Origin of the sequence: Vibrio sp. LB10LO1 (assembly GCF_010092875.1) — a bacterium.
GTDB lineage: Bacteria > Pseudomonadota > Gammaproteobacteria > Enterobacterales > Vibrionaceae > Vibrio > Vibrio campbellii.
This window is the reverse complement of record NZ_JAADJW010000011.1, coordinates 1-13,402: the sequence shown is the minus strand read 5'-3', so window position 1 is coordinate 13,402 and position 13,402 is coordinate 1. Positions and strand designations below refer to the sequence as shown.

Below are 13,402 nucleotides of genomic sequence, written 5' to 3'. Positions count from 1 at the left end.
ATTACGCGGTTTCTCCTAGTTTAAACTTCATGGTTTGGATGGATTGATGTTTCGCAGGCTGCTCGTAAACAGACTGGATAAGATAAAGAGGACGCTGCTTGGTCTCGACAAAAATACGCCCGATGTATTCGCCCAAAAGGCCAATCGACAGCAGTTGAACTCCTCCCAATGCGAGTTGAACCACCATCATGGATGGGTAACCCGTCACAGGTTCCCCAAACACCACGGTTTTCATCACGATGAATGCGCCATAAAGAAAGGCACTGAACGCCACTAACGCCCCCGCTAACGTCGCTAGACGCAAAGGACGAATCGAGAAAGAGGTAATGCCGTCCATTGCTAGGCCAATCAACTTAAGGTAGTTCCACTTGGTCTCACCGCAGAAACGAGCATCACGCTCAAACTGCACCGTCACCTGTTTGAAGCCCGGCCACGAGAAAATGCCCTTCATGTACCGGTTGCGCTCTGGCAGCGCATTGATGTGCTTAACCACCTCTGCGCTTAGTAGACGAAAATCGCCAACATTCTCTGGCACATCGAGCTTAGCCATGCTGTTGAGCACTTTGTAAAAGCAGGCGGCCGAGAAACGCTTGAACCACGTCTCACCATGGCGTTCGCTGCGCTGCATGTTGACTACGTCATACCCTTCACGCCATTTGGAGACCATCTTCGGAATCAACTCAGGAGGGTCTTGCAAGTCAGCATCAATCACGATCACCGCTTCGCCTTGGCAATGTTCCAAACCTGCACTCATGGCAGACTCTTTGCCAAAGTTACGGCTTAATGCAATACAACGAACGTCGCTAGAAGATTGAGAAAAGTTTTGTGCGATCATTAGGCTGTCGTCTTTGCTGCCATCATCGACATACACGATTTCGCAACGTTCTGGCATCGTGTCCAGAACCGCGACCAAACGACGATGAAATTCCGGCAAGACTTCTTGCTCGTTAAAGAATGGCACCACCACAGACAAAACTGTTTTAGGCTCAGAGTGTTGGCTCACCTTCGAAAAGGTTGCAGCGTGAATGTTGAAGGTTGACATGCTACTCTTCCACTGTATCCGATGAATGGATGCAGTCTATTAATAGCGGCGTGAAATAGTTGTTGTTGACATCTTTTTCACACCCTTAGTGAATAATATTCGGTTAAGGAAATGCCCTTAATTTCGAAAACCCGCCTGATTGGAGAGAAATACATGAAACGCGTACTTTTGGTTGAAGATAATCGAGAAATTGCAGGCATGCTGTTCGATTATTTTGAGTGTGCAGGTATGGAACTCGATTACGCGGACAATGGCGAGCTGGGCTTGAAGCTGGCAATGGAAAACACCTTCGACATCATCTTACTCGACCTAATGTTGCCACGCATGGATGGCTTAACCATGTGCAATAAACTTCGCGATGCGGGCAACAATACACCAGTGCTGATGCTGACCGCGCTTGATAGCCGTGACGATATGCTCAAAGGCTTTCAGCACGGTGCCGATGACTACCTAACAAAACCCTTCGACTTGGATATTCTCGAAGCGCGCATGATGGCGCTGATCCGCCGTTACCGTGGCACCGTGGCTTCGAGTAAATTGGAGTACGGTGAAGTCTCTATCGACCAAAAAACACGTAAAGCCTACCGTCAAGATAAGCTCTTAGCGCTCAACCCGACCACCTATACCATTCTAGAAATGCTGGTCAAGAACGCGCCAGACGTAGTAACACGTGAAGAGATCGCCTTTCAGCTGTGGCAAGAAAACGAGCCCAACAACGATGTACTGCGCAGCCATATTTACCAACTGCGTAACCAACTCGATAAACCCTTTGAAAAACATGTTCTCATCACGGTGCCTAAAGTCGGTTTCCGCTTGGAGACCGGAGCATGATCCTCCGACTGTTAAACAGCACTCAAAGCACCCAGAGTATGACTGGGCGTTTAGCGCTGTTCTTCTCGTTTGTCTCTGTTGTTATTGGTCTATTCTGCTTTTTACTCATCACCGGCGCACTGCTTTGGTCAGAAGACCGCGTGGGTGAACGTCGTATTATGGTCGACAAAAAAGAAGCCATCGTTCATTTTCAATCTCATCCCGACCAAGGCACTATCAAGCTTGATTTGCTGACAACCGCATACAACGACATCAACTTAGTCCCAGAAGAATTTCGCAAATATCTGATCGGTAAAAAACACTTTCTTGATGAAATAGGCGACGAGCCAGATTCACGCATGATCTACATGAGCTCTTACACCAACAAAGGTGTTGAGCACCCGGTCATTCTGATTTCCCTCATTGATGAAATCGAGATCACCTCTGAAGAGTTCGTTCTCGTGGTCGCTGCGGTACTTTCGATTGTCGCCGTTATGATTTTCTTATTTGGCAACCTATTGCTGCGTCTATCCCAACGATTGATAGAACCCGTCAATGCGCTTAAAAACCAGTTAGACCAACACCAAGGCGACCCTTCTCAAACCTTCAATGTACCTGAAGGCTCCGCCAAAGAGTTCCAAGCCTTGGCCGAAGAACTCAACCAATATCGCCACAAGATCAATCAAGTCATCAAGCGCGAACAAGCCTTTGCGCGATACGCAAGCCACGAGCTTCGTACACCGCTGACCGTGATGAAAGGCTCAAGCAGCTTATTAGCCAGAAGTGCGAATACGGAATTCCAGACACGCCAAGTCAATCGAATTCAAGACGCGACACAACAAATGTCGACCATGGTAGATGCGCTACTAGGGTTAGTCCGTTACGAGCGCAATACGGATGATTCACCAGTGAGAACCATCTCTGAAGAAGAGCTCACGAGGATCATCGCGCAAAGCCAAGCACAAGCAGACGAAAAATCACTGGCCTTGCAAATGAACGTCAGCGGAACACCTAAGACCAAAGCAACCAACGCGGTACTCACCATTATTCTTGGTAACCTTATTCGCAACGGCATCGCTGCGACAACATCGGGAGCCATCCATATCAGTATGGATGAACACACCATCTCGGTGCGTGACGAAGGTGAAGGCTTCTCCACCATTCCACACTCGGGGGGGCACGGATTGGGTCTAATGATTGTCGATGATTTGTGCCAACGTTATGGCTGGCATTTTACGATTGGTACGCATCCAGAGGGTGGATGTGAGGCAGTGATTAACCTTGCGTCAGAGCATCAAGAAGATTGCTCAGCGTAACTTCCTCGAACTAGATTCAATCAAGAGGTATCTCATTTGCTCAGCGCCAATAATTTGCTGAGCATCAAAGCGGGCAAACCGATACCTCTTTCTTATTCGATTGTTCGATTGAATGAACTATTACGCCGCGAGCGACGCAAAGCGATTCATCACTTCCAATGCTGCTTTCGAGTCTTCACACACAGAACACACATCTTCGATGAAATACGTCAACGCTCTGGATTCAATGGTTTTGATCGCCGCTTGCTGCTGCTCGGATAGGTAGCCGTAAATACTCGCCGCACCAAAATCACCGAAGATCATCTCACCTTGGTCATTCACCAAAGTATTGTGTGCATACAAATCACCGTGACACACCTTGTTGTCATGCAAGTGATTAAACACATCCACCATCTGTTCAACAATCGTATTTACTTGCTCGACCTTTAAGGTAAACCCTTGTGGGAAGGTGTCTCGTGTGCAGGTTTCCAGTGTTGGCGGCAAACCTAAGTTGTAGTAGCTGTCTGGAATCAGCTCCATCACCAACGCAAGCTCATTACCATCATCCACCTGCGCGATGGATTTCACCAAATTGTTGTGGTGCCCTGCTTGCAAACACGCTTCAAGCTCATCATGCGGGAAGCCGTCGCTGGTCACTTCACCCTTAAACACTTTTACCGCCACTTCACTCGGAAAGTCATAATGCGCGTCAGTCCAATTCGCATGAGAAATCACCCCACTCGCGCCTTGGCCGAGAACGTGGTTAAGCGAGTAACTGCCAGTTGTAACCTTAGGCACGCTGTCTAGCGAAGAAGGATGCTTGCAAAATGGGTTACCCGCGAAAGCAAACCACGCCAGCTTAGGCAGCTTCATCAACACATCAGGGAAGTGCTCAAGCTGATTAGCAGACAGACGAATCAGTTCCAGATTGACCAAGTTTTCCATGCTGTTTGGCAGTTGCTTGATGCGGTTGCCTGCCAGTGCCAGTTTTCTTAGGCGCGGTCTTTCACCAAGGCTGTTTGGGAGAACTTCAATCTCATTATCCGTCAGAATCAACCAACGCAACTGGCTTGGCAGCGAGGCTTCACTCACCTCTTTAATCTTGTTGGTTTTGAACCCAACCATCTCAAGATTTGGCAACTTGCCCAGCACCTCTGGCAAATGGGTGAACTGATTATTTGAAGCAAAGATGATTTTCAGCTTGGTCAGTTGTTCCAATTCTGGAGGTAGATCTGACAGTGCGTTGCCGGATAAATCTAATACTTCAAGCGTTTCTGCAAGCTCTAAAATTTCCATAGGAAAATCAGTTAGCCCTTGCGCCAACTTCAGTTGTTTCGTTCCTACTAATTGTCCTGTTTTTAATTGTTCTAGAGTTTGCAAAACCAAGCCTTCTGATTGAATGAAAATAAGCGGCGTAGTTTACGTGGCTTGAGGAAGAAACGCGAGTTGTGATGCTGTTTGGTTCATTTCTGCGGCAAACCTTATTGGATATGAAACCTTTTAAGCCCCCCGTGACCATCAGGAATAATCGAAAAGGTTGTATTGAAACACGGACTTTTTATCTGGGTTTATTGGCGTTACACTACGCGCCCTTTTTAACGGCAAGGTCGCGTGGTTGGACACGTCAGTAGTCGCATGAAACTCTCTGAAAGCCCGATAACTCAGCACAACTTTAACGGTCATACCTTTTTCCTTAAGCGTGATGACATGCTGCATTCTCACTTCTCTGGGAACAAAGCACGTAAGTTTATGGCGTTGATGGAATCGCAAAATAGCGCAATCAAAACCCTCATCAGCTACGGCTCTGCTCAATCCAATGCGATGTACTCCCTTGCTGCTCTGGCGCAAATCAAAGGTTGGAACTTTGAGTTCTACGTCCAGCATATCCCGTCTTGGCTCAAAGACTCCCCGATCGGCAACTACCGAGGTGCGCTGGATTTAGGGATGAGCATCACGGCAATGCAAGAGATCGAATCCCCTCTTCATCCCACTGAATACATTGAACAAGTGCGTGGGTTAGACGATACAACCTTGGTTGTCCCTGAAGGAGGAAAAGCGAAGATTGCCGAAGCCGGTGTAAAACAACTGGCGCGTGAACTGCTTGATTGGACACGCCTCGAAGGTAAAAAGCAGTTTGTAGTAGCCCTGCCATCAGGAACGGGAACAACCGCACTGTATTTGAGCAAGCACTTAAAGCCACACGGAATCGAGGTCATCACCTGCGCTTGTGTCGGCAATGCTGATTACCTGACTGAGCAATTCAACACACTCGAAAGTGAAAACCACCCGACGATTCTCTCGGTGCGCGACAAGCACCATTTCGGACGTTTGTATCAAAGCGATTACGAAACGTGGAACGCGCTCTACGATCAGACCAACCTCGAATTCGATCTGCTGTATGACCCTTACATGTGGCAATGCTTGCAGCCGTGGTTGGCAGAAAATAAAGACAAGACACTGATCTACATCCATCAAGGTGGATTACTTGGTAATGAATCCATGCTACCAAGATACCAGCGAGAGTTTGAATAAGCGCATTCTGTGCTTTTCATATTCCAATAGCGCTAGTGAGTAATTAATAAATACCTAGCGCTTAATGCTTCTCTAAAATAAGTCGCCAACATGGTTACACTTCAATCGCATTAATATCAATTATTCCCCTCTTCGCCCTGCATTAATAACGCTTTTTATCATTAAAACCCTTACCTCTATAAGTTTCGATATGCCTACAGTTTTAGTAACTAAGCAAATGGAATTGGTTATTCTGTCTATAGTGCGTTCGTTTAATTGCCGCTAAGCTATCACCAATTAAATCCAAGAGGCGATATAAATGAAGCGTCCAGCATCAAAGCGTGTGAGGGGAGCTGGCTACGCTCCACTTATCGATTCCGCACTAACTACGTCAAGTAATCGCTCCAGCGCAAACCAGTACTCATCGGCTAGCAGCCAATCACATTCAAAAAGTAGTGCTCAGGCGAGCTACAGCTCACTCGTAACCGACGCTCAATCACAAGCCACCGCTGAGTTTGAATGCCGAATAAAGATTCATGCTCCAAAGGATGACTTAAATACGCTTCAGCCTGGTGTATTTTCTCTGGCGAAAACGCCAAATGAACCGCTTATTAAGCGCTGGGGAAAATTAGAACAAACACAGCCATCACCGTGTACCGTATTAACAGCAGAATGCTTCGAAGCCGAAGACAAAACCCTTTTACACGAACTTTTTCAAGACATCGGCTTACAGCAAAAATACACAATCACACCAAAACCACTTGGCAGTGAATATACTAACGCTGAGTTCATTCCTTTTATTCCCGCAGTAGAAACAAAGAGCTTACTTGGGTGGGCAGCACAAGGGTTTTATTATTACTTCTATGATGGGAAGCTGATGTATGAAATGGCTATCCTTGGCAACGATAAGTTCTCTTGGCAAATGACTGAGTCTAGCCCGCATGGCATCACAGACAAGCTCGTCAGCAAAAAAACATTCAACGCCATGCTTGTCCCGGTTGCCGTCGAAGGAAAAAAAGCCGCGCCCCAGCATATTTTCTACCGCCAAGAAAAACTCACCAATGATGAACTTGCAGAAATCAATGCTGCTTGGCTAAAACAGAACGCAACACTCATTGATATCAATGCGCTCAAAACCATCGTGAAGCAGCCTTTGTTGCCGCGAAAGCAAGCCGCCACAAAATCCACCAGCGAAACGAGCCAAGCCCAAAACCATAAAGTCCGCACTAATGACGATGGCTCTCCAGAGCAGTGGACAGACATTGCGCCTCAATACGGTTTGTCGGCAAAAGCACTACTCAAGCTCAATCCGAACTATGAAAGTGATCCACTCGCTCTCAAAGTCGGTGATGTATTGACTGTCAGTGCAGCCGAGCAACCCCAAGAAGAGGCCAACTCTGAGCAAACTTGTCCTCAAGATACCTTTTCCGTTGGTGATGCCTACCCTCTTGGTGATGTGTGGGGCAAATATTCACAACGTGACGTTTGGGGAGAGTATGCTGATTTAACTCAGCCCTCTTCGGTGATCAACATCTTTAGCCAAGCTGGATTATCCCCAAACACGCCGGTATTGAATGTGCAAAAAATCGAAAACAGACTGCTGCGTATCACGGTCTCTTTTGTCGAAGATGAATTGCAACTGACGCATATAACCAGCATCCCTGCGGGCCAATAAGACGATTCACAACGTCTGTCATTCCGCCATCAAGAGCGAAAAAAACTATCTTCGACGATATTCAAAAGAAGTGAAAATACGTATGTACGGTGACAATAATCAAGCGGCTTCTTCCTCAAACAAAGCCCAAAAGAGAAAAAGCGACCAGCTCAATACCACGCAAAATCCTGAATCAGCTAAACGCAAGCGAGATGCTGAAAACGATGCGACATGGACCACCTTTAAACAGGACTGGTGGGCATACGTTAATAGCGGTGAACTCGAGGTAAAAAACAAGCGGCCAGAAGCCCTAATTCGCTTTAACTATCGCTATGTCGTTAGCGATAATACGGGGGCACTTAAGTATGAGCCTGCCGTTGTCGATCAAATTCTCAACCGCAGTAGAGAGTTGGAGCGTGTTTACTATCGTCGTCAGATCAATGACCAGAGCCCAAGACAAACTCGACAACAAAGCCAGAATGCCAGCTTACCTACGGCCTCCCACTTTGAGGAAAGAATTGCCCCGCAATCCTCCACTGGCACCGCTTTGATCGTCCCTTCAGTCGGCATGCCACAACAATTTCTAATAAAAGAAAAACTCCAAGAGCTGTATTGGTATACAGAAGGTACGAGTCGGCCCGTCTACTTGTTTGTGCATCAAAGTGAGCTAGCTCTATATGATGAACAGATGGGAGCATACTTACGTGATGCGGGGGTTGGTCTCGTCGGCTGGGAGTTCGAATCAGGAACGGTTGGATTTGGTGCGACAAGAAAAGCCGTCGTCGATTTTTGCAAACAAAACCAGTTCAAAAAAGTCACCATGATGGACTGCAATGTGCTGATGTCTGACATGGACCTTATCTCTGCAGCCGAGCAAGCCACATCGAAAGTCAAAGATGACACCACTCTGTATTTTTCACTCGGTTCAACCAGCGGAGACACTTACGAGAAAGGGTCGAAGGCACCGAAGAAAACCACGGTCGAGTCAGATTCAGTGAAAGGGCGCCCTATCGAACAATTTACGATGCTAAACACCAACGTACTGTTTGATCCTGCGTTTATCTCCTCTTCGGAAGATATCGATGTCTCCAACGATATGAAGTTCTTCGAAAGCATTAACAAAGAGGACTCCATTGCGTTTAAAGAGTTAAAGCTGAAACTGCAAGATGCACAAAAAATCCAATACCCGAGAATTAACAAGCTACGCCTAAACGCAACGTCCGAGATCTACAACGAAAAGTTTAAGGAACACCTGACTCAGATCTCCAATAAGGAAAAAGATCTCGTTGTCCAAGTCAAAACGGACATGGGAAAAGGTACAGAGCCAAAATTCCATAACGTGACCATACAAACACTGAGTGAGTTTATTGCCCAAAAACTAGGTAAAGATGCCCTTCGCATTCAATCTCTGATCATTGAAAAGATGTTGGTGAAATACAAAAACATGAGTATGGAAAAAGGTTATCAATACACCCCAGAAGGGCTGGAAGAAACCCAAGCGGCACTTTTCCCGGAGAATGACAGCGCGGATAACAACCGCTAGGGCCAAACACGTCAAAAGACGAAAGCTCAGCGCTCAAAAACTATGCGTCCCTTGGCACTCAATTGCCAAGGGAGCGAGCTCGATTTCAAAGGGAGCGAACTACGAAATAGGCGGGGAGAAATATAGGCGGAAAAATAGCTTTAAAATAGATAGTTACAAACGCTCTCAGTTCCATCTTTACCTCTACCGTGATTGGCGTTCTAATCCGTTATTCTCTACTTAATGAGCCCTAAGATCTCTTTAAACTCTGGTGCTCGGCAGTCTACTACCATTTCATACAAACACATTTCGACGCCCGTTAGACCAACGCCATTCGCGGTCAGTTTTGCCAGCGCTAACGCTTTGTTTGCTGGCGTTCGGGAAGAGACACAATCCGTCACCAGTTCCACTCGGTAGCCCATTTGACGCAGCGAAACTGCAGTTTGATACACACAAATGTGCGCTTCGATACCACAAACTAACCATGTATCGACTTTGGCGTTTTCTACCGCGAGTTTGAATGTCGGTTCTTTGCATCCATCGAAAGTGTGTTTAGCGATCGGCAAATGCTCCTTCGCTAACACTTCGCGGATCGGCTCAACAGTTGGCCCCAAGCGTTCTGGGTTTTGTTCCAGCCATAGAATGGGCAAGTTAAGTGCTTTCGCCCCTTTGACTAATTTGGTGGTGCTTTCAATCAGTGCTTCGCTTTCGTGCATGAGCGTTGCCAACTTACCTTGCACATCGACAACAATCAGACCGGTGGAATTTTTCGATAACATTCTCATCTCCTATGAGCCGCTTGAAGGTGAATATACTCAAGCGTTTGAATAAAGAGAATGTACCAGAACTGCCGACTATTCTGATGAGCAAATTCGCAAAGTTATTGTCCGCTCACGCTATTGGAATTTTTCCCTAAACAGCTCAATCAAGGCTTTGACCTTGTTCGGCAAAAACAGATTGGATGGGTAAATCAACGTCAGATGTTGCTTAGGATGGGTGAACTCCGGCAACACCTCCACCAGTTGGCCGTCTTCCAAAGCAGGCTTAGAATGCACTTGAGGAATGAATGCGATGCCATTGCCTGCAATCGCCATTAACCGCAGCAAGTTTAAATCGTCTGATCTAACCGCCACGTGTAATTCTGGGTCCAATAACCCTGCGTTGTATCGGTTGGTGAGTAAACGATGGTGTTTTAAGTCATCCATACTTTTTAATGGCGAATGGGCATCGAGGTAAGCTTGGGAAGCGACAAAGTGACTGCGATAAGGCAGTAAACTGAACTGCACATAACTGTCGTCCGAGACTTTGGCCACGCTAGGAAGAAGCTGAAGATCAAATGCTTGACGCTTGAGATCGACACTCTCTTGGTGGTTCTCAATCTCTACCGACATATCCGGATAACGCGTGGTGTATTCGTTGATGATCCAGTTGAACGCAGCCGAGCTCATCAAAGCAGAAGGAATCGCGACGCGCACTTTGCCCGTCAACTCTTGCTCGTATTCGTGCATCACTTTCAAGCCTTGCTGAATATGCTCTATGGGTTGCCCCACCAGCTCAAACAGACGCTTGCCATGCTCGGTAAGCTCAATGGTTCTCGTAGTACGAATCAGCAATTGGCAGCCCAACGCTTTCTCTAATTCTTGCAAACGTCGGCTCACTTTAGAGCGTTGTAGCTGGTTCGCCTCTGCCGCAGCACTAATGCCACCGTGCACGACGGTTTGGCTAAACAGGTGAAGATCATCAAAACTTACCTTCATTGTCCTACTTTTAGGTCATTCATGCGCTTATTGTCATTCTACTGAATTGTGATCGACTTCTCTATAATTCGTTATCTTATTTGCTTGCGAGCGCCATAAATTCAGGAATTTCTTATGACAGCGGATCATAAATTCAAACACTGGATGCGAACACTTATTGTCCTGTTCATTGTACTCTTTTTCTACATCATCATAGCTGACCGTCACGCGCCAATCACCACCGAAGGTCGCGTACAAGGCTATGTGGTGCAAGTCGCGCCAGAAGTGTCTGGCAAAGTGACTGACGTGCTGATCGAAAACAACCAAGCGGTGCACAAAGGCGATGTGCTGTTCAAAATCGACGACCGCAAATACAAGATCGCTATAGAACAAGCGCAGCTTTCACTGCAATCCGCCTACGAGAAAGAAGCAACACTGTATTCGCAACGAGAAGCGGCGTTGGCAAACATTGCTCGTGCTCAAGCAACTTACAATAACGCGCACAGTGAGTACTCACGTCTACAAAAACTGTCGAAGCAAAAAGTAATTTCTCAATCCAACTTAGACAGCGCCTACGCACAAAACCAAGTTTCTCGTGCAGCTCTCAAAGCAGAGCAACAAAACTTGAAAGTGATTGAAGCACAGCTTGGTGACAAAAAAGGCCAAAGCACTGCGGTACGCATTGCGCAAAATGGCATTGAGAAAGCACAGCTAGACCTAACCAACACCGCGGTTCTTGCTCCAAGTGACGGTGTCGTGACGAACCTGCAATTGGAAGTCGGCACCATGGCAAACACCAACATGCCATTGCTGACGTTTGTACCAACAGGCTCAATGTGGGTTGCAGCGGATTTCCGAGAGAAGTCTGTGGCAGGAGTAAGCAAAGACTACCACGCCATGGTGGCATTCGATGCTAACCCAGGTTCTGTGTACGACTTCGATCTAGCGAGCCGAGATTATGGCGTTGCCGCTGCACAGCAAACTCCAAACGGCGCGCTGACCAAAGTTGAAGTGAACAACCGTTGGGTACGTGATGCACAGCGCACTCGCGTGAACCTGACCAGCGAAGAAGCCTTACCTTCCTCCCTGTTCGTTGGTTCTCGTGCCACCATCGTGCTTTACCCAGACAACAGTCCGTTTTGGGCGCTGATGGCACAAGTTCAAATCTACCTTGCTAGCTGGTTCCACTTTATTTACTAGGCGGCTGCGATGAAAACCTTACGTATTTGGTTTGGCTGCTCAATGGGTTTAGCGTTGAGCATGATCTTTGGTTGGTCTTACGGTTTCTTTGCCGTGATGCTGCCACTGTTCGTACTCGGCCGTATGGACCACTTCAGTCTGCCACTCGTCTTGATGGTACTGTTCTCGGCAGTTTGGACCACGGTTCAAGCCACCTTTATTCTCGAATACTTACAGTTCCATCCGACACTGATGTTCGCGGCAGTGGGCATTATGATGCTGTTTAAATGCATCGCGATGATGAACCCGAAAACCTACTTGTTTGGTTACATGGGGTTGTTGGTTGGCTCGATCGTGCTCAACTTCGCGAGTTACGATTTCATGGATATTGAAGAGTTCAACGTCAACCTTTGGGTGATTTCGTTCAGCAATATCTTCGTCTGTGCCCTCGCCTATTGGCTATTTCCAGAGCCGGAATCGAAGATCTTACAAACAGAAATGACCACGCCAGTAAAGAGCGACATCGACTACATTAGCCAAGTTGCTATGGGTTGGGTGGTAGCGATGGCGGCGTTTTTGGTGTTCCAAATTGGTGATTTGTACGACTCGCTTTCGGCGCAGGCTTCGATCCTCATCATCCTAACGCCAATGACACTAGCAGGCTCCATGGCGATGGCGAAAATCCGCATCATCGGCACAGCACTTGGCTGTATCGCCGGTATGGCGGTGCAGTTAATCTTGGGCAGTTGGTTTGGTCATGGGTTGTTGTTCTGGCTGGCGTTTACCATCGCCATGGGGCCATTCTGTTTGTGGTTAACGAAAGGACAAGTCAAAGCCGCCATTGCATTCTCGGCGATGTCTGCCCTCTCCGTTCCACTGACCACATCATTGGTACCAGAGCAGAAAGACGCGTTCTTCTCTATCTTGTACCGATTCAGTTCGATATTCGTAGCAGTGCTGCTGACCGCAATGGTGATGTGGGTAGTACACCACTGGATTCGCGTGATGTTATTGAAGCACCCTGAGGTAAAGAACGTGGAATTGAATTAACGGGAAACGGGAAACGGGAAACGGGAAACGGGAAACGAAGTATGCCGCTCACTTTACTGTGAGTGGCATTTTTATTTAGAACCGGTCATCCTGAACGACGAGGGACGAGGCGATTCAGGATCTACCCGCAAAGTGCTGTTAAGGTCTGAGGTTATCGCTATTTTCCAAGCGAGTTGTTAGCAGATTCCTAGTCTCGTCTAGACTCGCTGGAATGACCCAACTTTGGATACATACCAAAGATAAAAATATCGCGAGCAACGTATCTCCCAACGTCCGTCATCCTGAACAACGAGGGACGAGGTGATTCAGGATCTACCCACAGAGTGCTGTTAAGTCCTGAGGTTATCGCTATTTTCCCAGCGAGTTGTTAGTAGATTCCTAGTCTCGTTTAGACTCGCAGGAATGACCCAACTTTGGATACATACCAAATATAAAAATATCGCGAGCAACATATCTACCGACGCCCGTCATTCTGAACAACGAGGGACGAGGTGATTCAGGATCTCCCCATCGAGTGCTGTGAAGTCCTGAGGTTATCGCTATTTCCAAGCGAGTGGTTAGCAGATTCCTAGTCTCGTCTAGACTCGCTGGAATGACCCAACT

The 13,402-nt window shown here is 47.2% G+C and carries 11 protein-coding genes; 7 read left to right on the top strand and 4 right to left on the bottom strand.

Features of this window, described 5'->3' with window-relative positions; genetic code table 11:
- Position 1: 1 nt before the first annotated feature.
- Entirely contained in the window at positions 2-1,042 is a 1,041-nt protein-coding gene (locus GXP65_RS09890; protein ID WP_080765463.1) for a glycosyltransferase family 2 protein, read from the bottom strand.
- 153 nt (positions 1,043-1,195) lie between these two features.
- On the opposite strand from GXP65_RS09890, the gene GXP65_RS09885 reads away from it, so the two are divergent.
- Together GXP65_RS09885 and GXP65_RS09880 are read left to right on the top strand one after the other, a co-directional pair.
- Positions 1,196-1,873 (top strand): response regulator transcription factor, encoded by a 678-nt coding sequence (locus tag GXP65_RS09885; protein WP_038889938.1) that lies wholly within the window; start codon positions 1,196-1,198, stop codon positions 1,871-1,873.
- Positions 1,870-3,168, top strand: a complete 1,299-nt coding sequence (locus tag GXP65_RS09880) for a HAMP domain-containing sensor histidine kinase (protein WP_162092696.1) — start codon at positions 1,870-1,872, stop codon at positions 3,166-3,168. Before GXP65_RS09885 ends, GXP65_RS09880 begins: the two co-directional genes overlap by 4 nt.
- 120 nt (positions 3,169-3,288) lie before the next feature.
- Here the strand turns inward: GXP65_RS09880 and GXP65_RS09875 are convergent, their stop codons facing one another.
- A complete protein-coding gene (locus GXP65_RS09875) occupies positions 3,289-4,527 on the bottom strand; it encodes a leucine-rich repeat-containing protein kinase family protein (protein WP_162092695.1) in 1,239 nt (412 codons plus the stop codon).
- Between the two features lie 255 nt (positions 4,528-4,782).
- Here GXP65_RS09875 and GXP65_RS09870 point away from each other — a divergent pair, with 255 nt between their 5' ends.
- The 3 genes from GXP65_RS09870 to GXP65_RS09860 all read left to right on the top strand — a co-directional run bounded on the left by GXP65_RS09870 (position 4,783) and on the right by GXP65_RS09860 (position 8,855).
- Complete coding sequence (locus GXP65_RS09870) at positions 4,783-5,679, top strand: 1-aminocyclopropane-1-carboxylate deaminase/D-cysteine desulfhydrase (RefSeq protein ID WP_162092694.1); 897 nt, start codon at positions 4,783-4,785, stop codon at positions 5,677-5,679.
- 298 nt (positions 5,680-5,977) lie between these two features.
- The gene (locus tag GXP65_RS09865) at positions 5,978-7,333 is read left to right on the top strand and encodes a LysM peptidoglycan-binding domain-containing protein (RefSeq protein WP_162092693.1); all 1,356 of its coding nucleotides are present in this window, start codon (positions 5,978-5,980) and stop codon (positions 7,331-7,333) included.
- A gap of 82 nt (positions 7,334-7,415) precedes the next feature.
- A complete protein-coding gene (locus GXP65_RS09860) occupies positions 7,416-8,855 on the top strand; it encodes a hypothetical protein (protein ID WP_162092692.1) in 1,440 nt (479 codons plus the stop codon).
- Between the two features lie 215 nt (positions 8,856-9,070).
- On the opposite strand, the gene GXP65_RS09855 is transcribed toward GXP65_RS09860, so the two are convergent.
- Together GXP65_RS09855 and GXP65_RS09850 are read right to left on the bottom strand one after the other, a co-directional pair.
- Complete coding sequence (locus GXP65_RS09855) at positions 9,071-9,613, bottom strand: hydrolase (RefSeq protein ID WP_162092691.1); 543 nt, start codon at positions 9,611-9,613, stop codon at positions 9,071-9,073.
- A gap of 117 nt (positions 9,614-9,730) precedes the next feature.
- Positions 9,731-10,591, bottom strand: a complete 861-nt coding sequence (locus tag GXP65_RS09850; protein ID WP_162092690.1) for a LysR family transcriptional regulator — start codon at positions 10,589-10,591, stop codon at positions 9,731-9,733.
- A 114-nt stretch (positions 10,592-10,705) separates the two neighbouring features.
- On the opposite strand from GXP65_RS09850, the gene GXP65_RS09845 reads away from it, so the two are divergent.
- Together GXP65_RS09845 and GXP65_RS09840 are read left to right on the top strand one after the other, a co-directional pair.
- A complete protein-coding gene (locus tag GXP65_RS09845; RefSeq protein WP_162092689.1) occupies positions 10,706-11,770 on the top strand; it encodes an HlyD family secretion protein in 1,065 nt (354 codons plus the stop codon).
- A 9-nt stretch (positions 11,771-11,779) separates the two neighbouring features.
- Complete coding sequence (locus tag GXP65_RS09840) at positions 11,780-12,799, top strand: DUF2955 domain-containing protein (RefSeq protein ID WP_005431049.1); 1,020 nt, start codon at positions 11,780-11,782, stop codon at positions 12,797-12,799.
- The last annotated feature ends 603 nt before the right edge of the window (positions 12,800-13,402 follow it).

What these genes read in the sequence shown, in the direction of transcription:
- GXP65_RS09890 (WP_080765463.1), bottom strand. Translation starts at nt 1,042, where the DNA reads ATGTCAACCTTCAACATTCACGCTGCAACCTTTTCGAAGGTGAGCCAA.
- GXP65_RS09885 (WP_038889938.1), top strand. Translation starts at nt 1,196, where the DNA reads ATGAAACGCGTACTTTTGGTTGAAGATAATCGAGAAATTGCAGGCATG.
- GXP65_RS09880 (WP_162092696.1), top strand. Translation starts at nt 1,870, where the DNA reads ATGATCCTCCGACTGTTAAACAGCACTCAAAGCACCCAGAGTATGACT.
- GXP65_RS09870 (WP_162092694.1), top strand. Translation starts at nt 4,783, where the DNA reads ATGAAACTCTCTGAAAGCCCGATAACTCAGCACAACTTTAACGGTCAT.
- GXP65_RS09865 (WP_162092693.1), top strand. Translation starts at nt 5,978, where the DNA reads ATGAAGCGTCCAGCATCAAAGCGTGTGAGGGGAGCTGGCTACGCTCCA.
- GXP65_RS09860 (WP_162092692.1), top strand. Translation starts at nt 7,416, where the DNA reads ATGTACGGTGACAATAATCAAGCGGCTTCTTCCTCAAACAAAGCCCAA.
- GXP65_RS09855 (WP_162092691.1), bottom strand. Translation starts at nt 9,613, where the DNA reads ATGTTATCGAAAAATTCCACCGGTCTGATTGTTGTCGATGTGCAAGGT.
- GXP65_RS09850 (WP_162092690.1), bottom strand. Translation starts at nt 10,591, where the DNA reads ATGAAGGTAAGTTTTGATGATCTTCACCTGTTTAGCCAAACCGTCGTG.
- GXP65_RS09845 (WP_162092689.1), top strand. Translation starts at nt 10,706, where the DNA reads ATGACAGCGGATCATAAATTCAAACACTGGATGCGAACACTTATTGTC.
- GXP65_RS09840 (WP_005431049.1), top strand. Translation starts at nt 11,780, where the DNA reads ATGAAAACCTTACGTATTTGGTTTGGCTGCTCAATGGGTTTAGCGTTG.